This is a genomic window from Bradyrhizobium sp. Ai1a-2 (assembly GCF_000426245.1).
Taxonomy (GTDB): Bacteria; Pseudomonadota; Alphaproteobacteria; order Rhizobiales; family Xanthobacteraceae; genus Bradyrhizobium.
This window is the reverse complement of record NZ_AUEZ01000002.1, coordinates 131,987-158,980: the sequence shown is the minus strand read 5'-3', so window position 1 is coordinate 158,980 and position 26,994 is coordinate 131,987. Positions and strand designations below refer to the sequence as shown.

General features: G+C 63.6%; 11 protein-coding genes. 3 read left to right on the top strand and 8 right to left on the bottom strand.

Annotation, left to right across the window (positions count from 1 at the left end):
- Nucleotides 1-267 precede the first annotated feature (267 nt).
- The 3 genes from K288_RS44410 (at nucleotide 268) to K288_RS0102185 (ending at nucleotide 15,765) form a co-directional block, all read left to right on the top strand.
- Complete coding sequence (locus tag K288_RS44410; RefSeq protein WP_051334309.1) at nucleotides 268-840, top strand: sigma-70 family RNA polymerase sigma factor; 573 nt, start codon at nucleotides 268-270, stop codon at nucleotides 838-840.
- 205 nt (nucleotides 841-1,045) lie between these two features.
- Nucleotides 1,046-2,053 (top strand): FecR domain-containing protein, encoded by a 1,008-nt coding sequence (locus K288_RS0102190; RefSeq protein ID WP_051334308.1) that lies wholly within the window; start codon nucleotides 1,046-1,048, stop codon nucleotides 2,051-2,053.
- Nucleotides 2,054-2,352: 299 nt separating this feature from the next.
- A complete protein-coding gene (locus K288_RS0102185; protein WP_160168912.1) occupies nucleotides 2,353-15,765 on the top strand; it encodes a filamentous haemagglutinin family protein in 13,413 nt (4,470 codons plus the stop codon).
- A gap of 411 nt (nucleotides 15,766-16,176) precedes the next feature.
- Here K288_RS0102185 and K288_RS54010 read toward each other — a convergent pair whose 3' ends face one another.
- The 8 genes from K288_RS54010 to tal all read right to left on the bottom strand — a co-directional run bounded on the left by K288_RS54010 (nucleotide 16,177) and on the right by tal (nucleotide 26,991).
- On the bottom strand, nucleotides 16,177-16,731 hold the full coding sequence (locus K288_RS54010; protein ID WP_201449634.1) for a hypothetical protein: 555 nt from the start codon (nucleotides 16,729-16,731) through the stop codon (nucleotides 16,177-16,179).
- Nucleotides 16,700-18,835 (bottom strand): glucosidase, encoded by a 2,136-nt coding sequence (locus K288_RS44405; RefSeq protein ID WP_210164424.1) that lies wholly within the window; start codon nucleotides 18,833-18,835, stop codon nucleotides 16,700-16,702. Before K288_RS44405 ends, K288_RS54010 begins: the two co-directional genes overlap by 32 nt.
- A gap of 1 nt (nucleotide 18,836) precedes the next feature.
- A complete protein-coding gene (gene tkt / locus K288_RS0102175; RefSeq protein WP_027578101.1) occupies nucleotides 18,837-20,903 on the bottom strand; it encodes a transketolase in 2,067 nt (688 codons plus the stop codon).
- A gap of 144 nt (nucleotides 20,904-21,047) precedes the next feature.
- The gene (gene zwf, locus K288_RS0102170) at nucleotides 21,048-22,421 is read right to left on the bottom strand and encodes a glucose-6-phosphate dehydrogenase (RefSeq protein ID WP_027578100.1); all 1,374 of its coding nucleotides are present in this window, start codon (nucleotides 22,419-22,421) and stop codon (nucleotides 21,048-21,050) included.
- The gene (gnd, locus tag K288_RS0102165) at nucleotides 22,418-23,437 is read right to left on the bottom strand and encodes a phosphogluconate dehydrogenase (NAD(+)-dependent, decarboxylating) (protein WP_027578099.1); all 1,020 of its coding nucleotides are present in this window, start codon (nucleotides 23,435-23,437) and stop codon (nucleotides 22,418-22,420) included. The genes zwf and gnd overlap by 4 nt, the downstream gene beginning before the upstream one ends.
- A 76-nt stretch (nucleotides 23,438-23,513) precedes the next feature.
- Entirely contained in the window at nucleotides 23,514-25,160 is a 1,647-nt protein-coding gene (gene pgi, locus K288_RS0102160) for a glucose-6-phosphate isomerase (protein ID WP_027578098.1), read from the bottom strand.
- 12 nt (nucleotides 25,161-25,172) lie between these two features.
- Nucleotides 25,173-25,880: an ROK family protein gene (locus K288_RS44400; protein ID WP_051334307.1), complete on the bottom strand. Its 708-nt coding sequence runs from the start codon at nucleotides 25,878-25,880 to the stop codon at nucleotides 25,173-25,175.
- Between the two features lie 25 nt (nucleotides 25,881-25,905).
- A complete protein-coding gene (gene tal / locus K288_RS0102150; protein ID WP_027578097.1) occupies nucleotides 25,906-26,991 on the bottom strand; it encodes a transaldolase in 1,086 nt (361 codons plus the stop codon).
- Between the last annotated feature and the right edge of the window lie 3 nt (nucleotides 26,992-26,994).

The following is a 26,994-nucleotide window of genomic DNA, read 5'->3' as shown; positions in this document are numbered from 1 at the left end:
ATATGTCGCTGGTAACGCTCATCCCAAGACTTGGACATTCCTACAATGCCTTCAACGGTTGCACCGGGCGCGCGCGAGCCTGAACATCGAGTGTAATGACGTTATGACGTCGCGCTGGACGATTTGGATCGGCGATGGATCGTTTGGACGGCCGGTCCGCACCCCGGAAAATCTCGAGCTAGTTCCCACGCTTGACCCTGGACGACGGTATCGCTGTGCAGGAGCACGGGAGCCGAGGCTCGAACGGGCGGGGCGGGCGGGCGATCCATGACGACCACATGGACGGCACTGCGTCATCTCCTGACGATGCAATACAAGGATCTGCATTTTCGCCTGACCCGCCAGCTCGGATCTGAGGACCTTGCCCGTGAGAGCCTGCACGAGACGTGGCTGCGCCTGCACCGTCATGACGAGATCGGCCCGGTCGAGCGGCCGATTTCGTTCTTGCTGCAGATCGCCGGAAATATCGGCAAGGATCGACGCCGCGCCGAGCGACGCCGTGCCCGCCGGTCGAATGTCGATGCGGCAGCTGAGATCGCCGATACCGCGCCGGGCCCGGCGCGAGAGGCCATGGCTCGGATCGATCTCGACGTGGTGGAGCAGGCCATTCGCGATCTCCCGCCGCGGGCGCGGACCGTCCTGATCGCGATCCGCCACCGCGGCCTGTCACATGAGGCTATCGCTGCGCAACTCGGCATTTCCCGGCGCACGGTGTTTTATGAGCTGCGTGCCGCCATCGAGCTGCTGGAGGCGAGACTGGCCAGGAAACGTCCCTCGAACGGACGTATTGACGACGCCCCAAAAAATATCTGCACCAACGACGGTCATGAATCGTCATAGTGGAAAAGGAGACGACCGGGCAGCGACCGTCGTGCCTCGGCCCGGACGAAAGGCTTGGCTCGGACCCCGTGTGTGGCTTAGACACAACCCTCAACCAGTGTGCAGGACCAGACTTGCATCCGACGCCCGTTCTGAACTTGCGGGTGGCTGATCTCGTTTATGACTTGCACCGATCGCGCCACGCCGCGTCGCCCAGGCCCACACCATGACCGACCTCGATCGCCCCGAGCACGTAGCGCCCGGTGGCATTGTACCCACCCCTGAGACCGAGCGGCTGCGCGCGGAAGCGTGGACCTGGGTTCTGCGCATGACCCTTGATGAGGTGACGCAGGACGATATCGCCGCGCTGCGACACTGGTGTGCGCTCAGCCCGGCGCATGCGGAGGCATTTGCCTATGCCAATGACCGGTGGCGGGCTTTTGGTCCGGCCGTGTCCAAGGTTGCCAAGGAACCTGCGATCAAGCGCTCCGATCCCTTTGCGCGGCGCGAGCGCGCCACCATGGCACGCCGTGCCTTTCTCGGTGGCGGGCTCGCGGCCTCGACTGCCGGCTTGGCGGTTGCGTCGGTGCGTCCGCCATTTGGTCTTTGGCCCTCGGTCAGTGAATGGACGGCGGATTACAGCACTGCGCCGGGTGAGCGGAGGCAGATCGCTCTGGGAGAACATACATCGCTCGAGCTGAACACGCGGACCAGCCTCAACATCCAGCGGGCTGAAGGGCGCATCGAGCTTGTCGCCGGCGAAGCGGCGGTGACCACGCAGGCGCGGCCGATTGAGATCGTCGCCGCCGACGGGCAGATCTGGGCCGACGCGGCCGAATTCAATGTCCGGTGTGTGGGGCCTGAAGTCAGCGTCGCTTGCTTCACCGGTGCGGTGCGGGTGACGCGCGCGGGGCAGACGGTCACAGTCCGCGACAAGGAGCAGGTGACCTATGGCGAAGGCGGCGTCAGCAGCATCGCAATGGCCGATCTCGCCCGCCTGACGAGTTGGCGTACCGGCGACCTCTATTTCGAGGACGAGCCGCTCGCCGCTGTCATCGCGGAAGTTAATCGATACCGGCGAGGGCGTATCATTCTCATCGGGGCCGGGCTTGGCCAGCGCCGGTTCTCGGCACACTACCGACTGGATCGCCTGGACGGTATCATCGGACAGCTCCAGGCTGTCCTCGGCTTGCGCATCACGGCATTGCCCGGCGGCGTTGTCCTCTTGAGCTGAGCAGTGTGCGCCGGGCGGGCTCGTTTGCGCCCTGCCTTGAAGCAGCAGGGGCGGAAATATTTTTTTGCACTGAGTTCGGGGGACAGACGTCGTCTGCAAGTCAGACCCGTTTGGCGACACGCGCAGCGATGGCTCCGCGCTGGCCTCACAGCCCCGAAAGAAGCTCCATGCCCGTTCCTGCCGCCCGTCACCCCGGATCCACTTGGCGCCGTACCGCTCGCATGCATTCGCTTCTCCGCTCCCGGTTGAATTCACGCCGCGCTTTGCTTCTTGTCGGCGCAAGCACCGTCGCGATTGCGGTGAGTTCGGGGGCCCATGCCCGCCCGTTCGGTTCGTGGGGATCGACGTCCGCAGCCACGCAGGCGGCGAGCGCTGCGGCGCAGGCCGCAGCCCAGCAGGCGCAACAGGCAGCGCAGAACACGCAAGCGTCGATGGCGCGCGCGGCCCAGGCGATTCAGGCCTTGCGGGCGGCGCAGAGCGCGGCGCGTAATCTCGCGGCGAGCGCGCCGAGCGCGGTCCCGAACGGTCTGAACATCGGCGGACTGGTGCCGAGCAGCGGCCTCGCTGCGCCCGGCGTCGCCAATCCGGTCACCAACTGGGTCGGCGCCAACACCCCGACGCAAACGACGAGCAACGGCCAGACCACGGTCAACATCGAGCAGACGCAGTCGCAGGCGGTGTTGAACTGGCAGTCGTTCAACGTCGGCAGGGACACGACCGTCAACTTCAACCAGCAGGGCAACGCCAGTTGGGCAGCGCTCAACCGGGTCGCATCGAATGCGTCACCGAGCCAGATCATGGGCGCCATCAAGGCGGATGGCGCGGTCTACCTGATCAACCAGAACGGCATCATCTTCAGCGGCACCAGCCAGATCAACGTCCACACGCTGATCGCCTCGACGCTGGATCTCTCGTCGAAGCTCAGCGCCAGTAATTACCAGGGCTTCCTGCAGAACGGGCTGTTCTCGCTGCTCAGCGACGTGCCGCAGACGGCCGGCGTCACCGGTTCGGGGGCCACGATCTTCAACCAAGGCAGCAGCAACAAAGGCAAGGTCGTCGTCCAACCCGGTGCCATCATCGACACCACCGGCAAGATCACCTCCACCGGCGACGGCGGCTATGTGGCGCTTCTCGCCGACGGCGGCGTCAGCAATGCCGGCAGCATCACCACCCAGAACGGCCAGATCATCCTGGCCTCGGACAGCTCCGTCACCCTGGTCACGCCGCCGTCGAACTACGTTGGGACCAAGACCGCGATGCAGGTGCTGGCCGGCGGTGGCCTCGTGAGCAACGAGGCCGGCGGCCTGCTCGTCTCCAATGATGGCGCGGTGACGCTCTCCGGCGGCGGGATCAACCAGCTCGGCGGCATCGTTGCCACCACCGCCACGACGCGTACCGGCTCGATCGGCCTGAACACGGTCTGTAAGGTGGACCCCTGCGCGAGCGGTACGAACGGCAACATCGTGCTCGGAGCGTCAAGCCTGACCGCGATCCTGGCGGACGAGACCAGCGGCACGCTGCCGACCGCAACAGCGAACTCCTCAGTCACCGTCAACGGCAGCATCGGCGCGTCTCCGTATTTCCAGGCGGTCCTCCAACCGAAGATCGATATCCTGGCCGCGGGCAGTGTCGACGTTCAAGGCAGCGGCGCCGGCCTCGACGGCGCGCTGATCAAAGCGCCGGGCGCCGCGCTCGCCATCCGCGCCGGGGCTGGCGTCCAGGCCGGCGCTGCCGGCACGGTCCTGCTCGAGAAGGGCAGCACCATCGATCTCTCCGGCATTGCCGGTGTGACGCTGCCGATGTCGATCAACCAGCTCAGCATCCTCGTCACCTCCGCCGAGGTGGCCGACAGGCCGCTCGCCAAGAGCCTGATCGGCAAAACCGTGCTGATCGACGCGCGCGTCGGCTCGCCGCTCCTCAATGTGGACGGCTATATCGGGCTGATCCCCCAGAGCATCGAGCAGATCCTCACCGCCGGCGGCAGCTTCACGACGTCAGGCAAGAATGTCGTGCAGCAACCGGGCGCGGTGATCAATGTCTCGGCCGGCTATGTGCAGTACACCGGCGGCATCATCACCACCACACGCCTGCTCGGCGCCAACGGGCGCATTTACGACATCGGCAGCGCCGATCCCAACATCGCCTATCTCGGCCTCGCCAACGGCTTCACCGTCCTGCACAAGATCAACGGCACCGTCGATTCGAGGCTAACCGAAATCTACTACAATCCGTTCGGCGGCGGCAGCTACTCGCGCTACGAGGCGGACTACATCGCAGGCGCGGATGCCGGCTCAGTCATGGTGTCCGCCGTCAATCCGATCGTCAATGCCATCATCGGCAATGCGGTCGCTGGCATCCGCCAGCGCGAGCTCGCAGGATCGTCGAATCTCGCGGCCGCCGACCAATTGCCCACCGGTGCGTCGCTGAGCATCACTTTCGCAGAGCCAACGGCCGGCGCCGGCAATTCGAATAACGTGGTGCTGCAGTCGCAGGCGGTCGCCGGGCCGGATCCGTATGGCCTGAGCGGCCTCAGCTTCGCGAACGTGTCGACCTGGACGCCGGTGCTCGCAAACGGCGCCTTCTCGATCTTCACCGATGTGCTGTCGAATGCGTCGCTCGGCTCCGTCTCGATCAAGGGCGCGCACCGGCTCGACATGGCGACGAATGCCACCTTGTCGGTGCGCCCCGGCGGCAGCATCACGCTGGACGGCGTCGCCACCATCGACGGCACGCTCAGCGCGCCCGCGGGCCAGATCAGCCTCACCGGCTTCATCTATCCCGCCAATTCGCCGCAGTCGCCGCCGACGCCCGCGTTGGTGATCGGGTCGAACGCGGTGCTCAACGTGCGCGGCCGCTGGGTCAACGACACCGGCCTGTTGTCGGATCAGCTCGAGGGCCGCGCCTTTGTCGACGGCGGCAGCGTCAGCATCTCGACGCTCGCGGCCAGCAATGGGCCGCATCAGGGTGACGGCCTCTTCACCGACGTCACCCAAAGCATCATGCTGGCACCCGGCAGCGTCATCGACCTGTCCGGCGGCGGCTATGTCGACACCACCGGCAAGCTCAAGACCGACTCCGATGGCCTGCCGGTTGGCAAGGGCGGCAGCCTGACGCTGCTGACCTATGTCGGCGGCTTCCCCGGCACGTTCCCTACCAATGGCGGGAACTCCCCTTACAATATTCTTCCACACGGCGCCAAGCCCGACGGCAGCCTCAGCCACCCCGACCAGGCCAACGTGCTGCTGGGCGGCACCATCTATGCGGGGGGCTTCAGCGGCGGCGGCACGCTGACGCTGCAGGTGCCGACTGTTGTCATCGACGGCGCAACGGCGGAGGTCACGTCATATGTTTCGAGCGCGACGGCCACAGCGATCGGCTCGCCCGCCGCAGGCTCCGCCGTGTCGGATGCCAATGCTGGCAAACTGGTCCTGCCATCGTCGTTCTTCATCAGTGGCGGTTTCTCGCAGTACATCCTGAATGACGTCTATGGCGGCACCACGGTCACGGCCGGCACGCAGATGGTGCTGCAACAGCCGACCGCCGTGCCCACGGGCGGCGTCGTGCAGTTCCCGACCGGCGCGCTGGTGCGCGCGTTCGCGTCCGCAGGGCTTCTGCCCGACGGACTGCGCAAGCCGGTCAGCCTGACATTGAACGGGACCAGCGTTCTGCTCGACAGCGGCGCCGCCATTGTGGTCGATCCGCAGGCCACCGTCAGTCTGGTCGGCGGCAATGCAACCGTCCCTGGTGTAGGCGGTGTTCGTACGCTGGGCGACGTCACCGTTCTCGGCAGCATCGTTGCGCCGGCGGGCGCCATCAACGTGTTCGGCGACGTCTCGATCGGCTCCAGCGCGCTGCTCGATGTGGGCGGCGTGTTCGTGCCCGATCCACGGGTCATCGCCTACTCCACCGGCACGGTGCTAGGCGGCGGTACCATCACGCTCGGGGGCCGCACCGTGGTCGTGCAGCCGGGCGCGCAGTTCGATCTGCGGGGCACGGCTGTGTCGGCGGAGAGCAACCTTATCCAGCAGCCGCAGGGGGGTGTCTCGCACGGTCTGGCAGGGCAGGCGGAGTGGAGCAATGGCGGCAGCCTGCAGCTTGTGGGCCGCAGCATCTATTTTGCCGGCAGCGTCAATGCGGCGGGCGGCGCAGCGCACGCCACGGGCGGGACGCTAACCATCGGCGATGTCGCCATCCCGAGCGCGGTCCCAAGTCTGCCGGAGACGCTCGACAACCTGCCCGACGCGATCGTCATCGAGCCGGGCGGCCGCGTCGCGGCGAACCTGCCCGCGCTCGGCGCGTCGCCCACGCGCGGGGCTTTCATCGGCGCCGACACGCTCAGCAACAGCGGCTTCGATTCCGTGACCTTGAACGCCAACTTCGCCGTCGTGTTTGGCGGCTCGGTGGATGTGACAATTCCCGGCGCCCTGACCTTGCGCGCGGACAACGGGCATGTCGCGCTGCTGCCGGCAAGCACAGGGCTGCTGCCGCCGGGCATCAACCTCGCCAATCCGGCGACCTTCGGGCCCGCCGCCTGCGGAGCGGATTGCATCCCCGGCATCGGCGGCACCACGGTGAACCTGAACGCCGGCTATGCCCGCATCGTCGGACGGACCCCGAACCGGAATGCTGCTAGCTTCAGCAGCCCGATCCTTGCCGACGGCACACTGAATGTCTCGGCGCAATGGATCGATCTGCAGGGCGCGATCACGCTCGACAACATCGGCGCCGCCGGCTTCACCAGCGCCTCCGCTATCCGGCTGCTGCCGGACAGTTATGGTTTCGTCACCAGCAGCAACGGCTCTGGACGGCCGGCCTCCGGCGGGGCGCTGGTCGCGCCAGGCAACCTGACGCTCAAGGCGGCCGAGATCTATCCGGTCAGCAACACCGACTTCGTCCTGATGTCGACCGGCAAGCTCGACAGCGCCAGCACCATCACCATCGTGCAGAACGGCGCGCCGACGGCGCCGCTCTCGGTCGGCGGCGGCATCCTGCTCAGCGCGCAGACCATTGTGCAGGGCGGCACGCTCTGGGCGCCGCTCGGCAGCATCATCCTGGGCGTGCGGACCGCCAGCGATGTCCCGACCCAGTTCGCCAGTGCGGTTTCCGGCGTCGGCATTGGCGGTCTCTTTGCCCCGAGCGCGTTCACTGCGACGAAGAGCGTGACGTTGGCCGCAGGCAGCCTGACGTCGGTCTCGGCGGCGGGCCTCGTCATCCCCGACGGCTACACCGTTGACGGCACCACCTGGTACCAGGGCGCTCCCACAAACAGCACCTCAAGCAACCCCGCACCGCCGGTACTCGCCGCGCCGCCGAGTAAATCCATCAGCCTGTTCGGCACCGACGTGAAGACCGCGCCTGGCGCCGTGCTCGACCTCAACGGTGGCGGCGACATCTATGCCACAGAATTCGTGGCCGGCACCGGCGGATCCCGCAATGTGCTTGCGACCTACCAGCAGGACCTCGCGACCGGCAACGTCACGCCGCAATATGCCGACGGGCGGCAGGTCTACGCGCTGGTCCCGACCTATCAGGCCGGCGTCGCGGCCTACGACCCAAACTTCGCCTATGCCCCCTATTATTCCGGTGCGAGCGCATCAAGCGGTGGAGCCTTCCCCAATGCGATCACGCCGGGCCAGTCGGTGACCATCGCGCCCGGCAGCGGCATCCCGGCCGGCACGTACACACTGCTGCCTGGCATGTATGCGACGCTGCCTGGCGCCTACCGGGTCGTGCAAGTGGCTGGCAACGTCGATCCGAGCGCGGCCAAGAGCTCCACCGGCCCGGACGGCTCGCAATACGTCATCGGCACTCTCGGCAATGCGCTCACCGGCGCGCGGTCGTCACAAACCGCCATGTTCCAACTGCAGTCGCAGGCGGTGTGGTCGCAATATTCGCGGATCGACATCACCTCCGGCACAGGCTTCTTCCGCAACCAGGAACTCGCCGCGGGCAAGGCCCCCCCTCCGTTGCCGATCGACGGCGGCGTGCTGGTGCTCGGCGCCATCAATTCGCTCGATCTCGCCGGCACCAACCGGTTTGCGCCGGGCGTGAGCGTTCTCGTACCGGGTCTTGTCGGTGGCGGCGGCCAGGTCCAGATCGGCGGCAGCAAGATACTGGTCGCGGTGCGCGGTGCCAATGGGGCGCTTCCGCGCCCGGCCGGCTACCTTGTGCTCGACGTCGACCAGATCAGCGATCTGGGCGCGTCCTCGGTGTTGATCGGCGGCACTGCCAATGTCGTCAACGGCGTGCAGAACATCTCCGCCACTGCGCTCAACCTCGAGATCGCCACGGATGCAGCGCATCCGCTGACCGGGCCGGAGCTGTTGCTGGTTTCGAAGGCCGGCGACCGGGGCGTCGTGGTCAATGCGGGCAGCGTCATCCAGGCGGTTGGCACGGTGCCCGTCGGCACCGATCGCGACATCACCTTCGGGGCCGATCCTGTCGCGCAGTATGACAGCAACGGAAACCTGACCGGATACACCGCGGGCGTCAGCGGCGATGGCTCGCTGCTGCGCGTCTCCAACGGCACGGTCGTGAACGTCACGCGGTTCTTCGTGCCCGGTCAGTACGGCGGTCCCGGCACGCCGCCGAGCGGCACCACGGCTCTGGGTGCGTTCTCCGTCGGCGCCGGCGCCATCATCGGCGGCGGCAACGCGCTGACGCTGGACAGCAGCGGCAGCGGCACACTGGCGTCGAACGCTGTTTTGAACGCCAGGAATTACGACATCGCCGGTTCGGTCATCAACATCGGCGGCGGCTCGTCCGGCATCGTGCTGAACGAAGCAATGCTTGCGAACTTCAACGACGCGGTCTCGGTCCGCCTTCGCAGCGCGACGGCGATCAATCTCTATGACGCCAATGGGCTGCAGATCGGCGATGCCGCGCACCCGATCGGCAAGCTGACCTTCGACAGCGCCGGGCTCTATGGCCAGGGCGGCAATACCACGGTCAACGCGACCAACATCAATCTCGCCAACAGCCGCGGCGTCACCGGCACAGGCATCGCCGGGGCCGGCGGTACGCTGACGCTGAATGCTTCGGGTACGATCACCGAAGATGTCGGCCCCAAGATGCTCGGCGGCTTTAGCGAGGTCAATTTGAACGCCGGCCAGGCCATTGCGTTCAGTAGCTCAGGAAGCCTCAGTGCCGGGAAGGTCGCGACCGCGGCCCTGACGCTCAATGTCAGCGGTGTTGCGCTCGCGAGCGGCGGCGCCGGTTACACCAGCGTCCCGACCGTCACCATCTCCGGAGGCAATGGATCCGGAGCTCAGGCCACGGCTTCGCTGGGCGTGACACGCATCGCCGTGACCGCCGGCGGGTCCGGCTACAGCAACGGAGATCCGGTGACGGTCGTTGGGCCCAACGGCACCGGTTTCGCGGGTACGGCCGTCGTGGATGCGGGCGGTGCGATCGTCGGCGTCACCATCACTGGGGCTGGCGCGGGCTTCACCGGCGCCATCACCTCGGTCAGCGTCACGAGCGCCACGGGAAGCGGGGCCAGTCTCGCCGCGTCGCTCGGGGTGGTCAGCGTATCCGTCACCAACGCGGGGTCCGGATTCACCGGCATTCCCACGGTCTCTTTCTCAGGTGGCGGCGGCGCGGGCGCGACGGCGCAGGCTCTGGCGGCGATCACCGGCATCTCCCTGACCGATCCGGGTGCCAGCTATGTCAACCCGACCGTGAGCTTTGTCGGCGGCGGCGGTTCAGGTGCTGCGGCCACGGCGACGGCGTCCAACGGAGCGATCACCGGGCTGAGCCTGACCAATGGCGGCTCCGGCTATTCCAGCCTTCCCACCGTAATGGTCTCGGGCGGGGCGAACATGCATCTGTCCGCGCCGGTGATGGTGGTCAACGGTGGCGCCACCCAATCGCTCGCGGCCAATGGCAGCGTGACCCTTGGCGGGGCGGGGACCGCGCCCGCCAGCGTCGCCACCAATATCGGCGGCGCGTTGGCCGTCACCGCCGCGTCGATCACCGATAACGCGACAATTCGGGCACTGTCCGGCAACGTCAGCCTGGCGGCATTCAATGGCGACGTCGTGCTCGGCGCCGGGGCTTTCATCGATGCCTCCGGTTCGCGCATCAGGGTTCTCGATCTTGCCCAGGATGCGCCGGGCGGCAGCGTGCGACTGATGTCGCCCGCCGGAAACGTGATCGTCAACCCAGGTGCGACTGTGAGCGTCGCGGCGGCCGGCGATGGCTTTGCCGGATCGCTGTCGATCCTGGCCGCGAACAAGGTGACCCTTGGCGGCACGCTCGACGGACATGCCGCCTTCAAGGAACTGGGCGGCGATTTCACGCTCCAGGCTGACCGTTTGACCGATCCCAGCCTGTCGCAGGTCCACGGCTTCACCGGCAGCTTCACGATGCGGCTCGTGAGCGACAACATCATTGTCGATCGCCTGGTCTCCAGCAAGGTTTTGCTGGTGTCCGACAGGGGCACCGTGACCGTGAACGGCGTGATCGATGCAAGCGGGCCGCGCGGCGAGATCGCGCTGTATGGCGCAGCCGGGGTCACGATCAACAGCGGCGCCGTGCTCGATGCGTCCTATCAGCCTTACGATCCGCGCAGTCCCGCCTACGGTAACGGCACCTCGAATTTGGTTCAAAAGGGCGGCATCATCACGCTCGGCACCACGGGCGCGCCGGACGGCACTTTGAACGCCACTTACGGCTACCAGAACGTGTCGAGATCAGGCACGATCACCGTTGCCGATGGCGCCATCTTCAACGTCAGCGGCGGTCCCGGCGGCGCCAACATCGACAACACCGGCGGGTCGGTGATCATCCGCGCGCCGATCCTGACCAGCGGCAACGTCAATGTCGATTTCAAGGGCACCGTCATCACCAATGCCGACGCCTCCGGCAACCCCAGCGGCAACGGCGTCGTGCTCAATGCCTATGCGGTGTGGAGCACGACCGATGGCTGCACCCTGATCGTCGGCGGCTGCGGTGCTGTCACCACGGCCGCGGCCTACAATGCGCTGACGCCCGAGCAGCGGAAGCAGCTCGATCGGCATTTCGACGGCGTCATCGATCCCGCCGGCTTCTTCGACGCCAGGCTGACCAACGGCAAGCCGACCCAGATCATCTTTGCCAATGGCGGCGTCTATCCGGTCTCCACGCCCGACAAGCCGGCTCCGGGGGCCTACATGCCCCATGTCAATTTCTACCAGGACACGCTGCTGGGCTTCGTCAACGCGCCGTTCGACACCAATGCCGTGGCCGCGAATTTCGCCGGGGCGAAGCTGCGGATCGCGGGGTCCTCCGCGCCCGCGGCGGCGCTCCCGTCGTCGATGCTGCACCTGCGGCCCGAGATCGATCTGGTCAATCCCAGCTCCACCATCAACAACGGCAACATCACCGTCGCCAGCAACTGGAATTTCGGCGCCGGTGCCACCGTTGGCGGCACCACCACGCTCTTCTACCGCACCGGCGCCGGCGAGCCCGGCACGCTCACGCTGCGCGCGCTCAACAACGTGCAGATCAACGCCACCATCAGCGACGGCTTCTATCTGCCGAATCCCGGGTCGTCGGGGGCGACCGCGGCGGATGCGTACCTGGGCGAAACGGCGTCGGACGCCTACAGGGCTTATGAAACGCTGCTGCTGGGCGGGCTGTATTACAGCGCGACGATCGATGCTATCGTGGGCCTCGGCGTCGACACCTCCCCACCGGTGGACGCGTCGTTCTTCAGCCTCGACGACAACGTTGCCCTGTTCAATTCACTGCAATTCCATCTGCTGAAGCCAGCGCTCCTAACCACCTTTACCGATGATCCGACCCTGGCGGGCAATCCGGAGCTGCTCGCAAAGGTGATCGATCAGTACAACCAGTTCTATATCAAATACGCGAGCATGTATGACGCCTACATGATCGAGATCGTGCAGGGGAATACGAATGCTGCTTCCGCCCTGGGAGCACCAGGAGGTTTGGGCGCCTATTATACCTATGCAGACGTGCCGAGGGCGCTGAAGGCGCTGGGCGTTCAGTTCAACAGGGACATCTCGCCTCTCCCCCCTGTATCGATCCCGGTTGCGCCGACCAATAATCCAGCCCTCGGGACGCCCTACCTCTATTACAACATCAATGGCGCTCCAGCGGGGGCCGACTACGTGTCGCTATGGCAGAATTATTTCTTTGACGTCATCGACACGAACTTCCGAAATCAGGCTCCCTTTCCCTTTGGAACGCCAGCCTCGCTGACCGCGGCGTTGAACGGCAAGCCGCGGACGCTTGCCAACGTCGCCGGTATCGATGCTCCGTACTGCCTCGCTTGCTATGCGGTCGCGCCGCCGTCCGCGCCGCTGGCCTATCTCACCCTTTTCTCGGACACCTACGCGCCGACGCCACCGCCGTCGCCGTCGACGCTGCCCCCAGCCAATCAGATCGCCAACAATCCGGCGATGTATCAGGGCGCAGCAGTCTACAACACCACGGCGGCTACGGCACTGATGCCGGCAGCGCTCAGCGGCAAGGGCAGCTTCTCCTACGACTTCGTCGCCGGCGCCGCCTTCAGGCCGGACAACACGCCATCGGTCGATCCCAACGCGGTGATCCCGGTGTCGTCGTTGGCGCCGACCGTCACGGGGAAGGTGACGATCGATGGACACACGTCCTATGCGAACCCCCTGCAAAAAGGTGCCAACGGTCAACCGTTGACGATCAACATCCCGACCGTGGTACGCACCGGCACCGGCTCCATCACCATTGCGGCCGCCGGCAATGTCGAGCTGCTCGACCAGGTGGCGCCAGGAGCGGTCTATACCGCCGGGGCGGCCACGGCCACGCCGTCGGATTTCAACGCACCGACGCTGCCGACGGCCTATACGAACAATCCGAACGGCCTAGTCAGCACTCCGGCCTGGGGCATCGACGGTGGCGCGGTGACGGTCACGGCCGGCGGGTCGATCATCGGCATCGAGATGCCGATCGATGCCGACGGCAAGCAGACCGGCATTGCCGGCGCCGCGACCGGCCAGATGTGGAGCGACTGGTATATCCATTACGGCGCGTCGGACGGCAGCGCGACGCCGTTTGTGGGCTGCGCGGCGGCAGGCTCCGTCGCTTGCCAGACCGCGGCCTGGATCAACTATGCCACCTTCTTCCAGGGCTTCGGCGCGCTGGGCGGCGGCAACATCGCCTTGTCGGCGGGCGCCGATATCGTCGACGTCGGTGCCTCGCTGCCGGAAACGCTGGTGGTCGGCGGCGGCTTCACCGCGGCCAATCCGCCGAAGGCGACCTACTATGGCGGCGGCAATCTCAGCGTGACCGCCGGCGGCGACCTCCTGAGCAGCAATTTCCTGGTCGGCCGCGGCGCTGGCCTGATCCGGGTCGGAGGCTCAGTCCAGGCCACCACCAGCAATCCGCTCAACCAGGGCAAGCCGACCAAGGGGGTTGCGGTTGACAACACGGGAAATATCACAGGCTCCTACGCGCTGCCGCTGTTGCTGGCTGTGCAGGACGGCTTCATCAACTTGACCGCCCGCGGCTCGGTGACGCTCGGCAATGTCTACGACCCCGCTTCGCTGCCGCTCGACGCCGCGGTGCAGACGCCATACACCTATCTGCCCGGCGCGACCGTCAATGATAATCGGATATGGAGCAACCTGTTCACCAGCTATGGCCCGGGCAGCGGCATTGCACTGACCAGCGTCACGGGCGATGTGACGGCGCTGACGGTTGTCCCTGCGGCAAGCGGCGGGCTCTTTGCGACCAAGCCGTCCAGCGCCGTTGTGCGTTCCAACATTATCGGGCTGATGCTGCCCGCTACGCTCGATCTGGCAGCGCTCAGCGGCAATATTGTCTTCAACGACGGCACGACCGGCAGGACCGTCGGAAACGCCAACCTGGTGCCGTATCCGACCCAGACCGGAGACAATACCGGGACCATCAGCATGGTCGCCGCCGGCTCCATCGACCTCGGGTCGGGCTTGGCGATGGCCGACCTCAACGCGGCGATCACCCAGTATATCGGGGGTCCCGCGATCTTTGACAATTACATCAGCCCGCTCGGGGTGCCTCTGCCCAGACTGACCATGGCGCTGCATGCGAACGATCCCACGCCGGTCATCATCGCAGCCGGCCAGGATATCTATGCCGTGGATTCCGCCACCAACAGGGTCGCGAGCTTGGCGCTGATCAAGCCGGCGCGGATCGAGGCCCGAAACAACATCTATGCCGGGCTATCCAACGGCAAGCTGTCGACCACCGCCAATGGTACGCCGGACCTCAATTTCCAATTCCAATTCATAGGCCAGAACAACAACCCGGACGATATCACCAGCATCGTCGCGGGCAACGACCTGGTCGGCGGCTCCTATGCGCTCTATGGCCCCGGCACCTTCGTGCTGCAGGCTGGACGCGACATGGGGCCGTTCAGGCCGTCCGGTCAACCGGCTTCGACATGGGGCATCGCGACCATCGGCAACGGCAGCGCCGGCACGTTTTCGGGCATGTCCCTCAAGCCCTATCTGCCGGCTCAGGGCGCCGAGATCGACGTCCTGTTTGGCGTCAAGCCTGGCATCGACTATGCGACGGCAATCAGCCAATACGTCGATCCGGCCCACGCCGGCACTGATGGCATCGACTTCCTTACCGACATTGCCTCTGTCCTCGGTCAGCCGCGCGACCAGGCCTGGGCCACGTTCCAGCGCCTGTCGCCGGCGCGGCAGCGCCTGCTCGTCAACCGCGCCTTCCTCGATTTTGTCATGCAGGTGGGGCGCGACTACAAGGATTCGTCGAGTCCCTATGTCGGACAGTACGCCCGCGCCTATACGGCAATCTCCACCTTGTTTCCGGCGGGCTACGGCTACACCGACAACAGCCTGAGCGTCGACGGCAACGCCGCGCCGAAGATCGCGACCGGCAAGCTCAACATCGCCGCGTCCGTGCTCGAGACCCAGATGGGCGGCGACATCAACATCATCGGGCCGGGCGGCGGCATCACCGTGGGCCACACCTCGCTCGACACGTTGAAGCCGAACCAGGAGGGCATCCTGACCCTCGCCGGCGGCACCATCCGCGCCTTCGCCGACGACTCGATCCTGGTCAACCAGAGCCGCATCATGACCCAGCAGGGCGGCGACATCGGCCTGTTCGTCGCCAATGGCGACATCAATGCCGGCGCGGGGCCGAAGACCTATGTCTCCAGCCCTGCCGTCAGCGAGATCTGCACTGCCGAGGGCTATTGCTACATCAACCCGCAAGGACTGGTCACCGGCGCCGGCATCGCCGCCCTGGTCACGCTGCCCGGCCAGGATCCGACCAGAAGCAACGTCACCCTGGTCGCGCCGCGCGGCACCATCGATCTCGGCGCCGCGGGCATCCGCGGCAACGACATCACGCTGGTGGCGCAGGTCGTGCTCAACGCCTTCAACATCCAGTCCACCGGTACCGTGACAGGCCTTGCTTTCACGCCGCCGCCCAACACCGCGTTGGCGGCGGTCAACAACAACGCAACTGCCGCCACCCAGCAGGCCGGCCAGCCCGCGCCGGCCAAGCCGAATGATCAGCCCTCCATCGTCATCGTCGAGTTTCTCGGCTTCGGTGGCGGCGACGGCAATGACGCTGCTCCGTCCGAGGGCAAGCCGACCGAGAAGCGCAAGAGCGGCGAGGAGCAAACCTACGACGATAGCAGCCCGCTCCAATATGTCGGCTCGGCGCTGACTCCGGAGCAGGAGAAGCGCCTGGCCGAGACCGGCTCGCCGTAGAGCATGATCCGGAAAAGCGAAAACCGGTTTTCCCTCGCGACAAACGCAAAGCGCTTGCGCGGAGATCACGCTCAAATAAAGGGATGAGGTCATAATCCGATTCCATCTAATCGGATCATGATCTGGTCTAGAAAGCACTTACTGGTCGGGACCCTGGGAACGCTTCGGAAGAGATCATCTTGTGGAGATTACGACTTGAGGCAGATGTCGGTAGCTTCCAAGACACCGCGCTAGCCTTTCGCGCCATTTGAATCATGAGAGTAATAGGCGGCCCGAACTAAATGCCGAGGTTCGCCCCGGTAATGAATGCTCCGATCACTCGGATACAGCGGTGCAACGAAGGACTATGATCGTCTTGATGAGAAGGTGGCCGAGAACAAAAGGCAATGTCGGGGAGTGGGTAGGCATTTATTACTTCTGACCACTTCGCAACCGCCGATGGGCCACCAGTGCACCGGCCAGCGCTGTCCATCCGGTCTGATGCGAGGCGCCAAGTCCTTCGCCGGTATCGCCGTGAAAGTACTCGTAGAAGAGCAATAAATCGCGCCATGCTCCTTCGCGCTGGAAGCGCGCATCCGATCCCAGTGCCGGTCGGCGGCCGTTTGAATCCCGGAGGAAGACTCTGAGCAGTCGGCGCTCCAGTTCTTCGGCAACCTGCTCGAGGCTCGCTTGCTTGCCAGATCCTGTCGGCAATTCAACGGTGAAACCTTCCCCAAAACTGGTATGCAGATGTCGTAGCGACTCGATGGCAAGAAAATTAAGCGGAAACCAGATTGGTCCGCGCCAGTTCGAATTGCCGCCGAACAGTCCGGTCCGAGATTCGCCCGGCTCATAGTCGAGACGAGCGACGTGTCCGTCCATGTTGACGATGAGCGGATGTTCGCGGTGGTAACGCGATAGCGATCGTAGCCCGTAGGGCGACAGAAATTCCGACTCATCGAGCATACACGCGACAATCCGCTTCATGCGCGACTTGCCTACCAGCGAGATCAGCCGAGGGAGTTCGTTGGTCGGAGGCGTGTGCAGGAATTGTGCAAGACCAGGCTTGTTGTCGATGTACCAGCGCGCGCTCGCGGAACATCGGCAGTCGCTCCCACAGCGCCGCATCGAGCTGGACCGCCGCAAAGATTGGCAGCAGTCCCACCATGGAACGCGCGCGCACCGTGAAAGTCGAGCCGTCGCGTTTGCGAAGCCGATCGTAGAAAAAGCCGTCCTGGTCGTCCCAGAGCTTGCTCATGGCGGCAGCGATGAGAGCGAAATGCTCGAAGAACTTTACCGCGACGTCTTCGTAGCTGGGTTGATGGTTGGCAAGCAGGAGTGCCATCTCCAGCATGTTGAGACAGAACTTGGCCATCCAGGCGGTGCCATCCGACTGCTCCAGGACATCGCCGTCAGGGAGCATCTGCGAACGGTCGAACGGGCCGATATTGTCGAGTCCGAGAAAGCCGCCCTCGAACACGTTGTCGCCACATGCGTCTTCTCGATTTACCCACCAGGTGAAGTTGATCAAGAGCTTTTGAAACGCGCGAGCCAGAAAGTCGAAATCGGTCCCGCCATCGATCCGGAACACTGCAAGCGTGGCCCACGCCTGAACTGGCGGATTCACGTCTCCGAAATTCCATTCATACGCCGGCAACTGGCCGTTCGGGTGCATGTACCATTCGCGCGCCAGCAGCAGCATTTGATGCTTCGCTGCTGAGGGATCGATGTGCGCCAGCACCACGCAATGGAAGGCGAGGTCCCATGAGGCATACCATGGATATTCCCATTTGTCGGGCATGGCGATGATGTCGTGGTTGTTGAGATGGCGCCAGTCCGCGTTGCGACCTGACGCGCGTGCCTCGGGCGGACGTATGATGTCGCCATCGAGCCAGCGGGCGACGTCGTAATGGTAGAACTGCTGGCTCCACAGCATGCCCGCGAACGCCTGCCGCATCACTGCGGCCTCATCCTCACTCGCGCTGTCAGGGGTCAGCGCCGTATAGTACTCGTCAGCTTCGCGCCTCCGGTCGGCATGGATCCGCTCGAAGTCTGCCCCGAGGATCGCAGCCTGGTCGCGTCCATCACGTGCCAGGCGAAGCCTGAGCTCGACGGTTTCGCCGGCAGCGATCTTGAGGCGATACCAGCAGGCCATTTTTGTACCCCGCCTCGCAGGATTTACAGTCGCCGCACCGTGAACGACATGGTCGTTGATGCCGTCCTTTGGGTAGGGCGTCTGCTCAGCGATGCCGCCGTACAGATGCCGGGCATTGGTTTCGTTTTCACAGAACAGCAGCAGCGGCGGCTTTCCGGCCGGATCCGTCCCGGCAGTGAAGCGCCAGCGGCCCAGCAGTTCTTCTTCAGCGATCGCGCCGGCGTTGCCAGTCTCAGCAGTCGCCTGGATAATCGGCCGTGCGATACCAGCCTCCCAGGACCAGCGGTTGCGGAACCACAGTGTCGGAAGCACCTGAAGCTCCGCCGGATCGGGTCCTGCGTTTCGAACGCTGATGCGCATGCATACGTCGTCAGGTGATGCTTTGGCGTAGTCCGCCGTGATCTGCCAGTAACGGTCCCCTTCGAAAACACCGGTATCCACCAGTTCAAATTCGGGCTCGTCCTTGTTGCGCCTTGCGTTCTCCTGCCGAAGTAACGCGTAGGGAAACTCCGCCTGGGGGTAGTGGTAACGCCAACGAAGCCACGAGCTGGTCGGTGTTGCGTCGATATACCACCAGTACTCTTTGGCGTCCTCGCCGTGATTTCCTTCCGGACCACTGAGACCGAAGATCCGTTCCTTCAGAAAGGGGTCACGTCCATTCCAGAAGGAGAGAGCAAAACACAGGCGCTGCGATCGATCGCAAAGGCCGGCAAGACCGTCCTCGTTCCACCGATAGGCGCGCGAGCCCGCGTGTTCGTAGGGGAAATATTGCCAGGCTTGTCCATCGGCACTGTAGTCTTCACGCACGGTCCCCCAAGCCCGCTCACTGACGTAAGGCCCGATCGCTTTCCAGTCGCCGGGAGTATCGGGCGAGGAGTCGCCAAGCCTCGCATGCTCAGCCGAACGGGGTGGATCGGTTTGCCCGACATCGTCCATGCTATGCGGCTTTCGTGGGCTGCAATAGCGCCTTGACCGTTGCGATGATGTGATCGACGGTGAATCCGAACTCCTGCTGCAACGCCTTCAGCGGAGCGGAAGCGCCAAAAGTGTGCATGCCAATGACTCGGCCAGTCCCCCCGACGTACCGCTCCCAGCCGAACGTGGACGCCTGCTCGATTGCAACGCGGGCCGTGACCTCAGGGGGCAGGACGGCATCGCGATATTCCTGCGTCTCGCGTTCGAAGACATCCCAGGACGGCATCGAGACCACGCGCGAGCGGATACCATCCAGGCTGAGTCTCTCATGAGCGTCGGCCGCGAGACTCAACTCGCTGCCGGTGGCAATCAAGATGACGTCTGGCTTGCCCTCAGGGGTGTCGGCAAGCACGTAGGCGCCTCGCGCCACCCCGGATGCCGATGCATACTTGGTGCGATCGAGGATCGGTAACGGTTGGCGAGACAGCGCCAACAAGGCTGGCCGATGACGAAGCTGCATGACGTAGCGATAGGCCTCGACCACTTCGTTGGCGTCACCCGGCCGAAACAGCGTCAGACCTGGCATTGCTCGCATTGAGGCGAGATGCTCGATCGGCTGGTGCGTTGGGCCATCTTCGCCATCGCCCATGGCATCATGGGTAAAAACAAGCACCACCGGTAGCTCCATTAGCGCCGCCAGTCGTATCGCGGGCCTGGCGTAGTCGCTGAAAATCAGGAAGGTCGCGCCGAACGGCCGCAGTTTCGATAGTGCCAGACCGTTGAGAATTGCAGCCATCGCGTGTTCGCGGATGCCGAAATGCAAATTCTTGCCGCCCGGCGTGGCGGCCTGAATATCGCCTGCGCCCTCAAAGGTCAGCAGCGTCTTGGTCGATGGACCTAGATCGGCCGAACCGCCGATCAACCAAGGAACGTTCGCCGCCAGAACGTTCAGGACCTTTCCCGACGCTTCACGACCCGCTAGCCCTTTTGGATCTGCCAGGAATGTCGGCAGGTTGCGGTCCCAGCCCGCCGGCAGCTTGCGCTGTTGCATCTGGTCGATCTCAGTCGCCAATGCCGGATACTTCGAACGGTAACCGGCGAACAGCTCCTGCCATTTGCGATGGGCTTCAGCGCCTCGTGCGCCGACGCCGGCGGCGAAGTGTTCGAGAACGCCGTCGGGCACCAGGAAATTCGAGTCTTCGGGCCAACCATAGGCGCGTTTGGTGAGTTTGACTTCTTCGACACCGAGCGGCTCGCCATGCGCCGCGGCCGTATCGTGGCGGTGTGGCGAGCCATATCCGATATGGCTGTTGAGTATCACCAGCGTCGGTCGGCCCTTCGTATCGCGAAACGTTGCCAGCGCCTGTTCAATCCGCGCAATGTCGTTGGCGTCTCCGACGTGAAGTATATTCCAGCCATAGCCTGCGAAACGAACCGCTACATCTTCGGTGAACGCGAGCCGCGTGCTGCCTTCTATCGTGATGTGGTTATTGTCGTAGATCCAGCACAAATTATCGAGGCCAAGGTGGCCGGCGAGCGACGCCGCTTCAGAGCCAACGCCCTCCATCAGGCAGCCGTCGCCGCACACGGCATAGATGTCGTAATCGAAGATAGCAAATTCCGGCTTGTTGTAGCGCGCAGCGAGCCAGCGCTGCGCAATTGCCATCCCGACGCTGGTCGCAATGCCTTGTCCGAGAGGGCCGGTGGTCGTCTCCACGCCGGATACCAGGTGGTATTCGGGATGCCCTGGCGCATGACTCCCGAACTGACGAAAGCGCCGGATATCGTCGAGGGTAACAGCCGGCCTGCCCAACGTCTCGTACTCTGCATTCACGGCCTGCGTGCGAGTGAGGTAAAGCACCGACCACAGCAACATCGACGCGTGGCCGTTCGACAGCACGAAGCGATCACGGCCAGGCCAGATCGGATCTTGCGGATCAAAGCGCATGACTCGGTTCCAGAGCGTATAAACAAGCGGCGCAAGCGCCATTGGTGTGCCGGGATGGCCGGAGTTTGCGGCCTGGACCGCGTCAATCGACAGTGTGCGGATGGTGTTGATCGCGAGCTGGTCGAGTTCGACGTCTGTCATGGCTGATTTCCTCTCGCGGGTGTCGATTACAGGCCGCTTGTGTGCGGCGACCGGTGTGCGTGCATCGTCAGCGATAGGCTGACGCCATCGAGCAACAAGGCCGGGATCGAGGAGCACTTCGATCCACATTCCTCACCCTCTGCGTTACGCTGCCGTCGGGTTGTGCCAGCCGCCTGGTGGCGTGACATTCTTGTCCACTTCGTGTGGCCCCCAGCTTCCGGCTTGATATTCGTGGACGGGAGTCGCCTTCTTCAAGACCGGATCGACGATCCGCCATGCTTCTTCGACATAGTCCTGCCGTGCAAACAGCGTCCGGTCGCCGTTCATGGCGTCGCCGAGCACGCGTTCATATGCATCCATCTCGTTGGCGCCAGGGCGCCGGCTCGCCAACAATTCAACCGGCTCGCCGACCTCTCGATCGTCCTGGTCCATCACCATCGTGCCAAGAGCAATGGCCATGTCGGGATTGATGCGAAACCGCAGATAATTAGGTATCGCGGCGCTATGGGGAAATATCCGCGGCGCCTCACGAAGGCGTACGATCACCTCCGTGCAAGTCACGGGAAGCGATTTTCCGGCGCGGATGTAAAATGGCACTCCCTGCCAGCGCCATGAGTCGATCTCCAGTCGCAGCGCAGCGAACGTCTCCACCTGCGAGTCCGGAGCAACGCCCGGCTCCTGCCGGTAGCCGTGAAACTGTCCGCGCACCAGCTCGTTCTCACCGATTGCCGGAATCGATCTCAGGACCTTGACCTTCTCATCACGCAGGGATTCGCTGTCCGATCGGGCTGGCGGTTCCATGACCAGGTTGGCCAGCACCTGAAACAGATGATTCTGGATCACGTCGCGAATTGCGCCAGTTTGATCGTAGAACGCGCCACGACCCTGCACGCCGAAATTCTCCGCCATGGTCATCTGCACGCTGCTCACGAACTTGCGGTCCCAGAACGACTCCAGGAACGCGTTGGCGAAGCGAAAGAAGACCATGTTGTGAACAGGTCGTTTTCCGAGATAGTGGTCTATGCGGAAGATGTGATCTTCGTCGAACCTGGCGAGCAGAATCCTGTTGAGGTTGCGTGCGGAGGCGAGATCGTGGCCGAATGGCTTTTCCACAATGACACGCGCCCCGCTTGTGCAATCGGCAGCGTCGAGCCGTTCCACTACTGTTGCAAACAATGCCGGTGGGATCGCCAAATAATGTGCCGGCCGCTGCGCCGAACCGAGCTGCTTGCGAAGGGCGTCGAAGGTGGTCGGATCGGCATAGTCGCCGTCTACGTAACGCAAAAGACCGGCTAGCTTGTCAAACGCAGCAGCGTCGAGGCCGCCGTGCTTTTCGAGGCTATCTCGTACTCGGGCCTTGAGCTGGTCGAGTGTCCAGCCGGCCTTTGCGACGCCGATGACGGGCACATCGAGGTGGCCCCGTTTCAGCATCGCTTGCAGCGACGGAAAGATCTTCTTGTAGGCGAGATCGCCGGTTGCGCCGAAAAACACCAATGCATCGGATTTAGGTTCGCTCATGGCGCCGCCTTTTCCAGGTGTCCACCGAACTCATAGCGCATCGCCGAAAGCAGCTTGTTCTGGAAATCAGCCTCGCCGCGAGAACTGAAGCGCTCGTAAAGCGCCGTCGTCAGCACCGGGGCGGGGACTGCCTCGTCGATCGCTGCGGCGATGGTCCAGCGTCCTTCGCCGGAGTCAGAGACGCGCCCCGCGAATTTGGAAAGGCCCGGATCTTCCAGCAACGCTGTTGCTGTCAAATCGAGAAGCCAGGAGGCAATCACGCTGCCGCGCCGCCACACCTCTGCGATGTCGGGCAGCTTCAGGTCGTATTGGTAGTGCTCGGGAATGCGAAGCGGTGTTGTTTCGGCGTCCGCCGTGTGCGCCTGCTTGCCAATGTTCGCTGCGCGCAGGATACCGAGGCCCTCGGCATAGGCCGCCATCAGCCCGTACTCGATACCGTTGTGGACCATCTTGACAAAATGACCGGCGCCGCTCTGCCCGCAGTGGAGATAGCCGTGTTCGGAAGTGCCGGCGGGAGCGCGCTCTCGTCCCGGGGTGCGCGGGATGTCGCCGACACCGGGAGCAAGGGTCTTGAAGATTGGATCCAGCCGCTGCACTGCCTCGTCAGGGCCGCCGATCATCATGCAGTAGCCGCGCTCGAGACCCCAGACGCCGCCGCTGGTGCCGACATCGACATAGTTGATGCCCTTTTGCGCCAACTCGTTGGAGCGCCTGATGTCATCGATGTAGTAGGAGTTGCCGCCGTCAATCAGGATGTCGCCGGATTCGAGCAACGGCAGCAGATCACCGATCGATCTATCCACGACTGCCGCCGGAACCATCAACCAGATCGCGCGCGGCTTTTCGAGCTTCCCCACGAAATCCGCTAGCGAGGCGCTTCCCGTCGCGTTGTCCTTCACAAGTTCCGCAACGGCGTTCGGCGACATGTCGAAGACGACACATTGGTGACCATGCCGGACAAGTCTTCGCACCATATTGGCGCCCATTCGGCCGAGGCCGATCATTCCGAGTTGCATGAGTGGCTCCTCTTTTTTGACGCTGCGGAGTGATTTCTCCCGGCGCGCAGGAATCCTGGCGTGTCGAGATAAGTGTCTAGTGCGACTTCTCCCTGAACGTGCGATGCCGGCGGATCAATGCGTTGGTCGAGCTGTCGTGGCCGAATTTGGGTTCGGCTTCGTTGGTGAGTTCCGGGATGATGCGTTGCGCCAGCACCTTGCCGAGTTCGACGCCCCATTGGTCGAATGAATCGATCTGCCAAATTGCGCCCTGCGTGAAGACGTTGTGCTCGTACAGCGCGACGAGCTTTCCGAGCGCCGCGGGTGTCAGCTGTTCCAGCAGAATCGTAGTGGACGGCCGGTTGCCTTCGAACACGCGATGCGGAACGAGCCAATCGGCCGATCCCTCCTGCCTTACTTCGTCAGCCGTCTTGCCGAATGCGAGCGCTTCGCCCTGCGCGAAGACGTTGGCGAGCAACATGTCGTGCTGCTCTCCAAGTCGGTTGAGTGTCTTGTGAAAGGCGATGAAGTCGCAGGGAATGAGACGGGTGCCCTGGTGAATGAGTTGGTAGAACGAATGCTGACCATTGGTCCCAGGCTCACCCCAGTAGATCGGACCGGTGTTGTAGCTGAGAGGATTGCCCTCGAGCGTGACGTGCTTGCCGTTGCTCTCCATCGTCAACTGCTGGAGATATGCCGGGAACCGTTTCAGGTATTGCTCGTAAGGCAGCACCGCCACCGTCTGCGCGCCAAAGAAGTTATTGTACCAGATGGCGAGCAGCCCCATCAGTACCGGCAGGTTGCGCTCGAACGGCGCGGTGCGGAAATGCTCGTCGATCTCATGGAAGCCGCCGAGCATGGCGCGAAAGTGGTCTGGACCGATGGCGAGCATCGTCGAGAGTCCGATCGCGGAGTCCATGGAGTACCGTCCGCCGACCCAATCCCAGAAGCCGAACATGTTGGCGATGTCGATGCCGAACTTCGTCACTTCCTTCGCGTTTGTGGACACCGCGACGAAATGCTTCGCGACCGACTTTTCGTCGCCCCCAAGTCCCGCGAGCGACCAGTTGCGCGCGCTCCTGGCGTTGGTCATGGTTTCCAGGGTTGTGAAGGTCTTGGAAGAGATGATGAACAGCGTCTCCGCCGGATCGAGATCGCGGATCGCCTCCGCAAAATCGGTGCCGTCCACATTGGAGACGAACCGGAACGTCATTGCGCGGTCGCTGTAATGCTTGAGCGCCTCGTAGGCCATCACGGGCCCCAGATCGGAGCCGCCGATGCCGATGTTGACGATGTTGCGGATCGGCTTGCCGGTGTGGCCGCGCCACGCACCGCCGCGTACGCGATTGGAAAAATCGGCCATGCGGTCGAGCACCGAATGGACCTGCGGAACAACGTCCTCGCCATCAACCAGGATCGATTGCCCCTTCGGCGCGCGGAGCGCGACATGCAGGACGGCCCGCTTTTCGGAAACGTTGATCTTCTCGCCTCCGAACATCGCATCGATCCGCGCGCGGAGCCCGGACTGTTCGGCCAGTTGCAACAGCAGAGCCAGCGTTTCATCCGTAATCCGGTTCTTTGAATAGTCGACGTAGAGTCCGGCTGCTTCGACCGTCAAGCGCTCGCCGCGTTTGGGGTCCTGAGCAAAGAGCTCGCGCAGATGCAGATGGTCGATCTTCTGAAAATGGCCGGACAAGGCCTTCCAGGCGGGAAGCTCGGTGACCGTTTTCGTGGCCGTTGCCATTCATCGCTCCTGTTAACGTGCCATGGCGGCTTGCGCAGTTTGTTTGCGCGAGCGAGTGACCTTTCCCTTTAGCGGACCTTCCCACATCCGGAATCCACCCTTGAATGCGTTGGCATTATCCCCAAGCCGGCACAGTGGCGGCAGCTTTTTCAATAGTTTGGCGTTGCCGCCGCCCAGCACGACGTCCTCCGGTTGGAGTGCCGCAACCAGATATTCAACGACATCTTCGACGTGCTTCCGCCACGCTTTCCTGCCAAATTCCTCGAGCCCGCGGGCGCCGACATAGTCCTCATAGATCCGCTTCTTGTAGGGTAAGTGTCCAAGCTCCATCGGCTGCACGATGCCATCGATGATCATCGCCGAGCCGAGTCCCGTACCTAGCCCGAGAAACAACATTTTGCCGCTCCGGTAGCTGCCGAGCGCCTGCATCGCCGCATCGTTGATGACTTTCGTCGGCAGTTTGAATGCCGCAGCGAAGTTGAAGCCCATCCACCCTTTTCCCAGGTTGTGAGGTTCCGCGACGGGCCGGTCATGCACGACCGGGCCCGGGTAACCGATTGAGACGAGGTTATAGTCCCAGCCATCGGCCAGCTTCTTGACGCTCGATACCATCTGCCGGGCCGTCAGGGCAGGCCCGGAGTCAATTTCTCGTTTCAGTTTTTCGCCGGAGGCAAGGATCTTGACGTGGGTGCCGCCCACGTCAATGACCAGTATATTCATGGAAGACCTTTGTCTTGATTGGGACCTAGCTTGCCTTCTTGAGCACCTCGGTCTTGGCGGAGATGACACTCATCAACTCATTCCAGGATTTGATAAACGATTTGGCGCCCTCATCCTGCAATGTCGCCGCTAGCGCTTCGATATCGACGCCAGCCTTCGCGAATTGCGCGAGAACCTCTTCGGAATCGCCGCCATCGAACGGCAACATCTCTTCAATCTCGCCGTGATCGGCGAGGGCCTTCACCGTGCCTTCGGGCATGGTGTTCACCGTGAGCGGAGCGGCCAGCGCCTTGACGTATAAAACGTCGGACGCTGCCGGATCCTTGGTTCCCGTGCTCGCCCATAACAGGCGCTGTGGCCGCCCACCCTCGTTGTAGATGCGCCGCGAACGGGCCGAGGAGAGCACTTCGCAGGCTGACTTGTAGGTTCGTTTCGCGATTGCGATACCGAGCTGATTGCGTAGTTGCGCGGGCACTTCGTTCGCTACGGCGGCATCCCAGCGGCTGACGAAGACCGACGCAACGGATCCAACATTTGGACTTAGACCGGCTGCAATGCGCCGCTCGATGCCGCGCAGATATGCCTCGGCGGCAGCGAGATAGTGCTCCCGGCTGAACAATAGCGTCACATTCACGGGCACACCGGCAAAGATCGACTCTTCGATCGCGGGCAAGCCTTCTCGTGTACCGGGTATCTTGATGAAGAGGTTGGGGCGTTTCGCCTGCGCATGCAACTCCTTGGCCGCCGCGATTGTGCTGGCCGTGTCATGCGCGAGAAGTGGCGAGACCTCGAGAGAGACCCACCCGTCTACCCCGTTGGTGCGGTCCCAAATCGGGCGAAACAGGTCTGCTGCCTGGGCTAGATCTTCGATTGCGAGTTCGAAGAATAGCGTCTCGCCCGACTTTCCCTCCGTCAGCTTGCTGCGGATCGCTGAATCATAGTGAGAGCTGTTCTTGATCGCGTGGTCGAAGATGGTCGGGTTCGACGTGAGTCCCGTAAGCGACAAGTCGGCAATGTAACGCCTCAAAGTGCCGCTGGTCAGCAGGTCGCGAGTGATGTTGTCGAGCCAAATGCTCTGTCCGAGTTCGTGGAGCTTTTGCGTTGCCTTCATCGC

Bases quoted from the DNA above. Each gene is read 5' to 3' on its own strand.
- K288_RS44410 (WP_051334309.1), top strand. From the start codon at position 268: ATGACGACCACATGGACGGCACTGCGTCATCTCCTGACGATGCAATAC.
- K288_RS0102190 (WP_051334308.1), top strand. From the start codon at position 1,046: ATGACCGACCTCGATCGCCCCGAGCACGTAGCGCCCGGTGGCATTGTA.
- K288_RS54010 (WP_201449634.1), bottom strand. From the start codon at position 16,731: ATGAAGCGGATTGTCGCGTGTATGCTCGATGAGTCGGAATTTCTGTCG.
- K288_RS44405 (WP_210164424.1), bottom strand. From the start codon at position 18,835: ATGGACGATGTCGGGCAAACCGATCCACCCCGTTCGGCTGAGCATGCG.
- tkt (WP_027578101.1), bottom strand. From the start codon at position 20,903: ATGACAGACGTCGAACTCGACCAGCTCGCGATCAACACCATCCGCACA.
- zwf (WP_027578100.1), bottom strand. From the start codon at position 22,421: ATGAGCGAACCTAAATCCGATGCATTGGTGTTTTTCGGCGCAACCGGC.
- gnd (WP_027578099.1), bottom strand. From the start codon at position 23,437: ATGCAACTCGGAATGATCGGCCTCGGCCGAATGGGCGCCAATATGGTG.
- pgi (WP_027578098.1), bottom strand. From the start codon at position 25,160: ATGGCAACGGCCACGAAAACGGTCACCGAGCTTCCCGCCTGGAAGGCC.
- K288_RS44400 (WP_051334307.1), bottom strand. From the start codon at position 25,880: ATGAATATACTGGTCATTGACGTGGGCGGCACCCACGTCAAGATCCTT.
- tal (WP_027578097.1), bottom strand. From the start codon at position 26,991: ATGAAGGCAACGCAAAAGCTCCACGAACTCGGACAGAGCATTTGGCTC.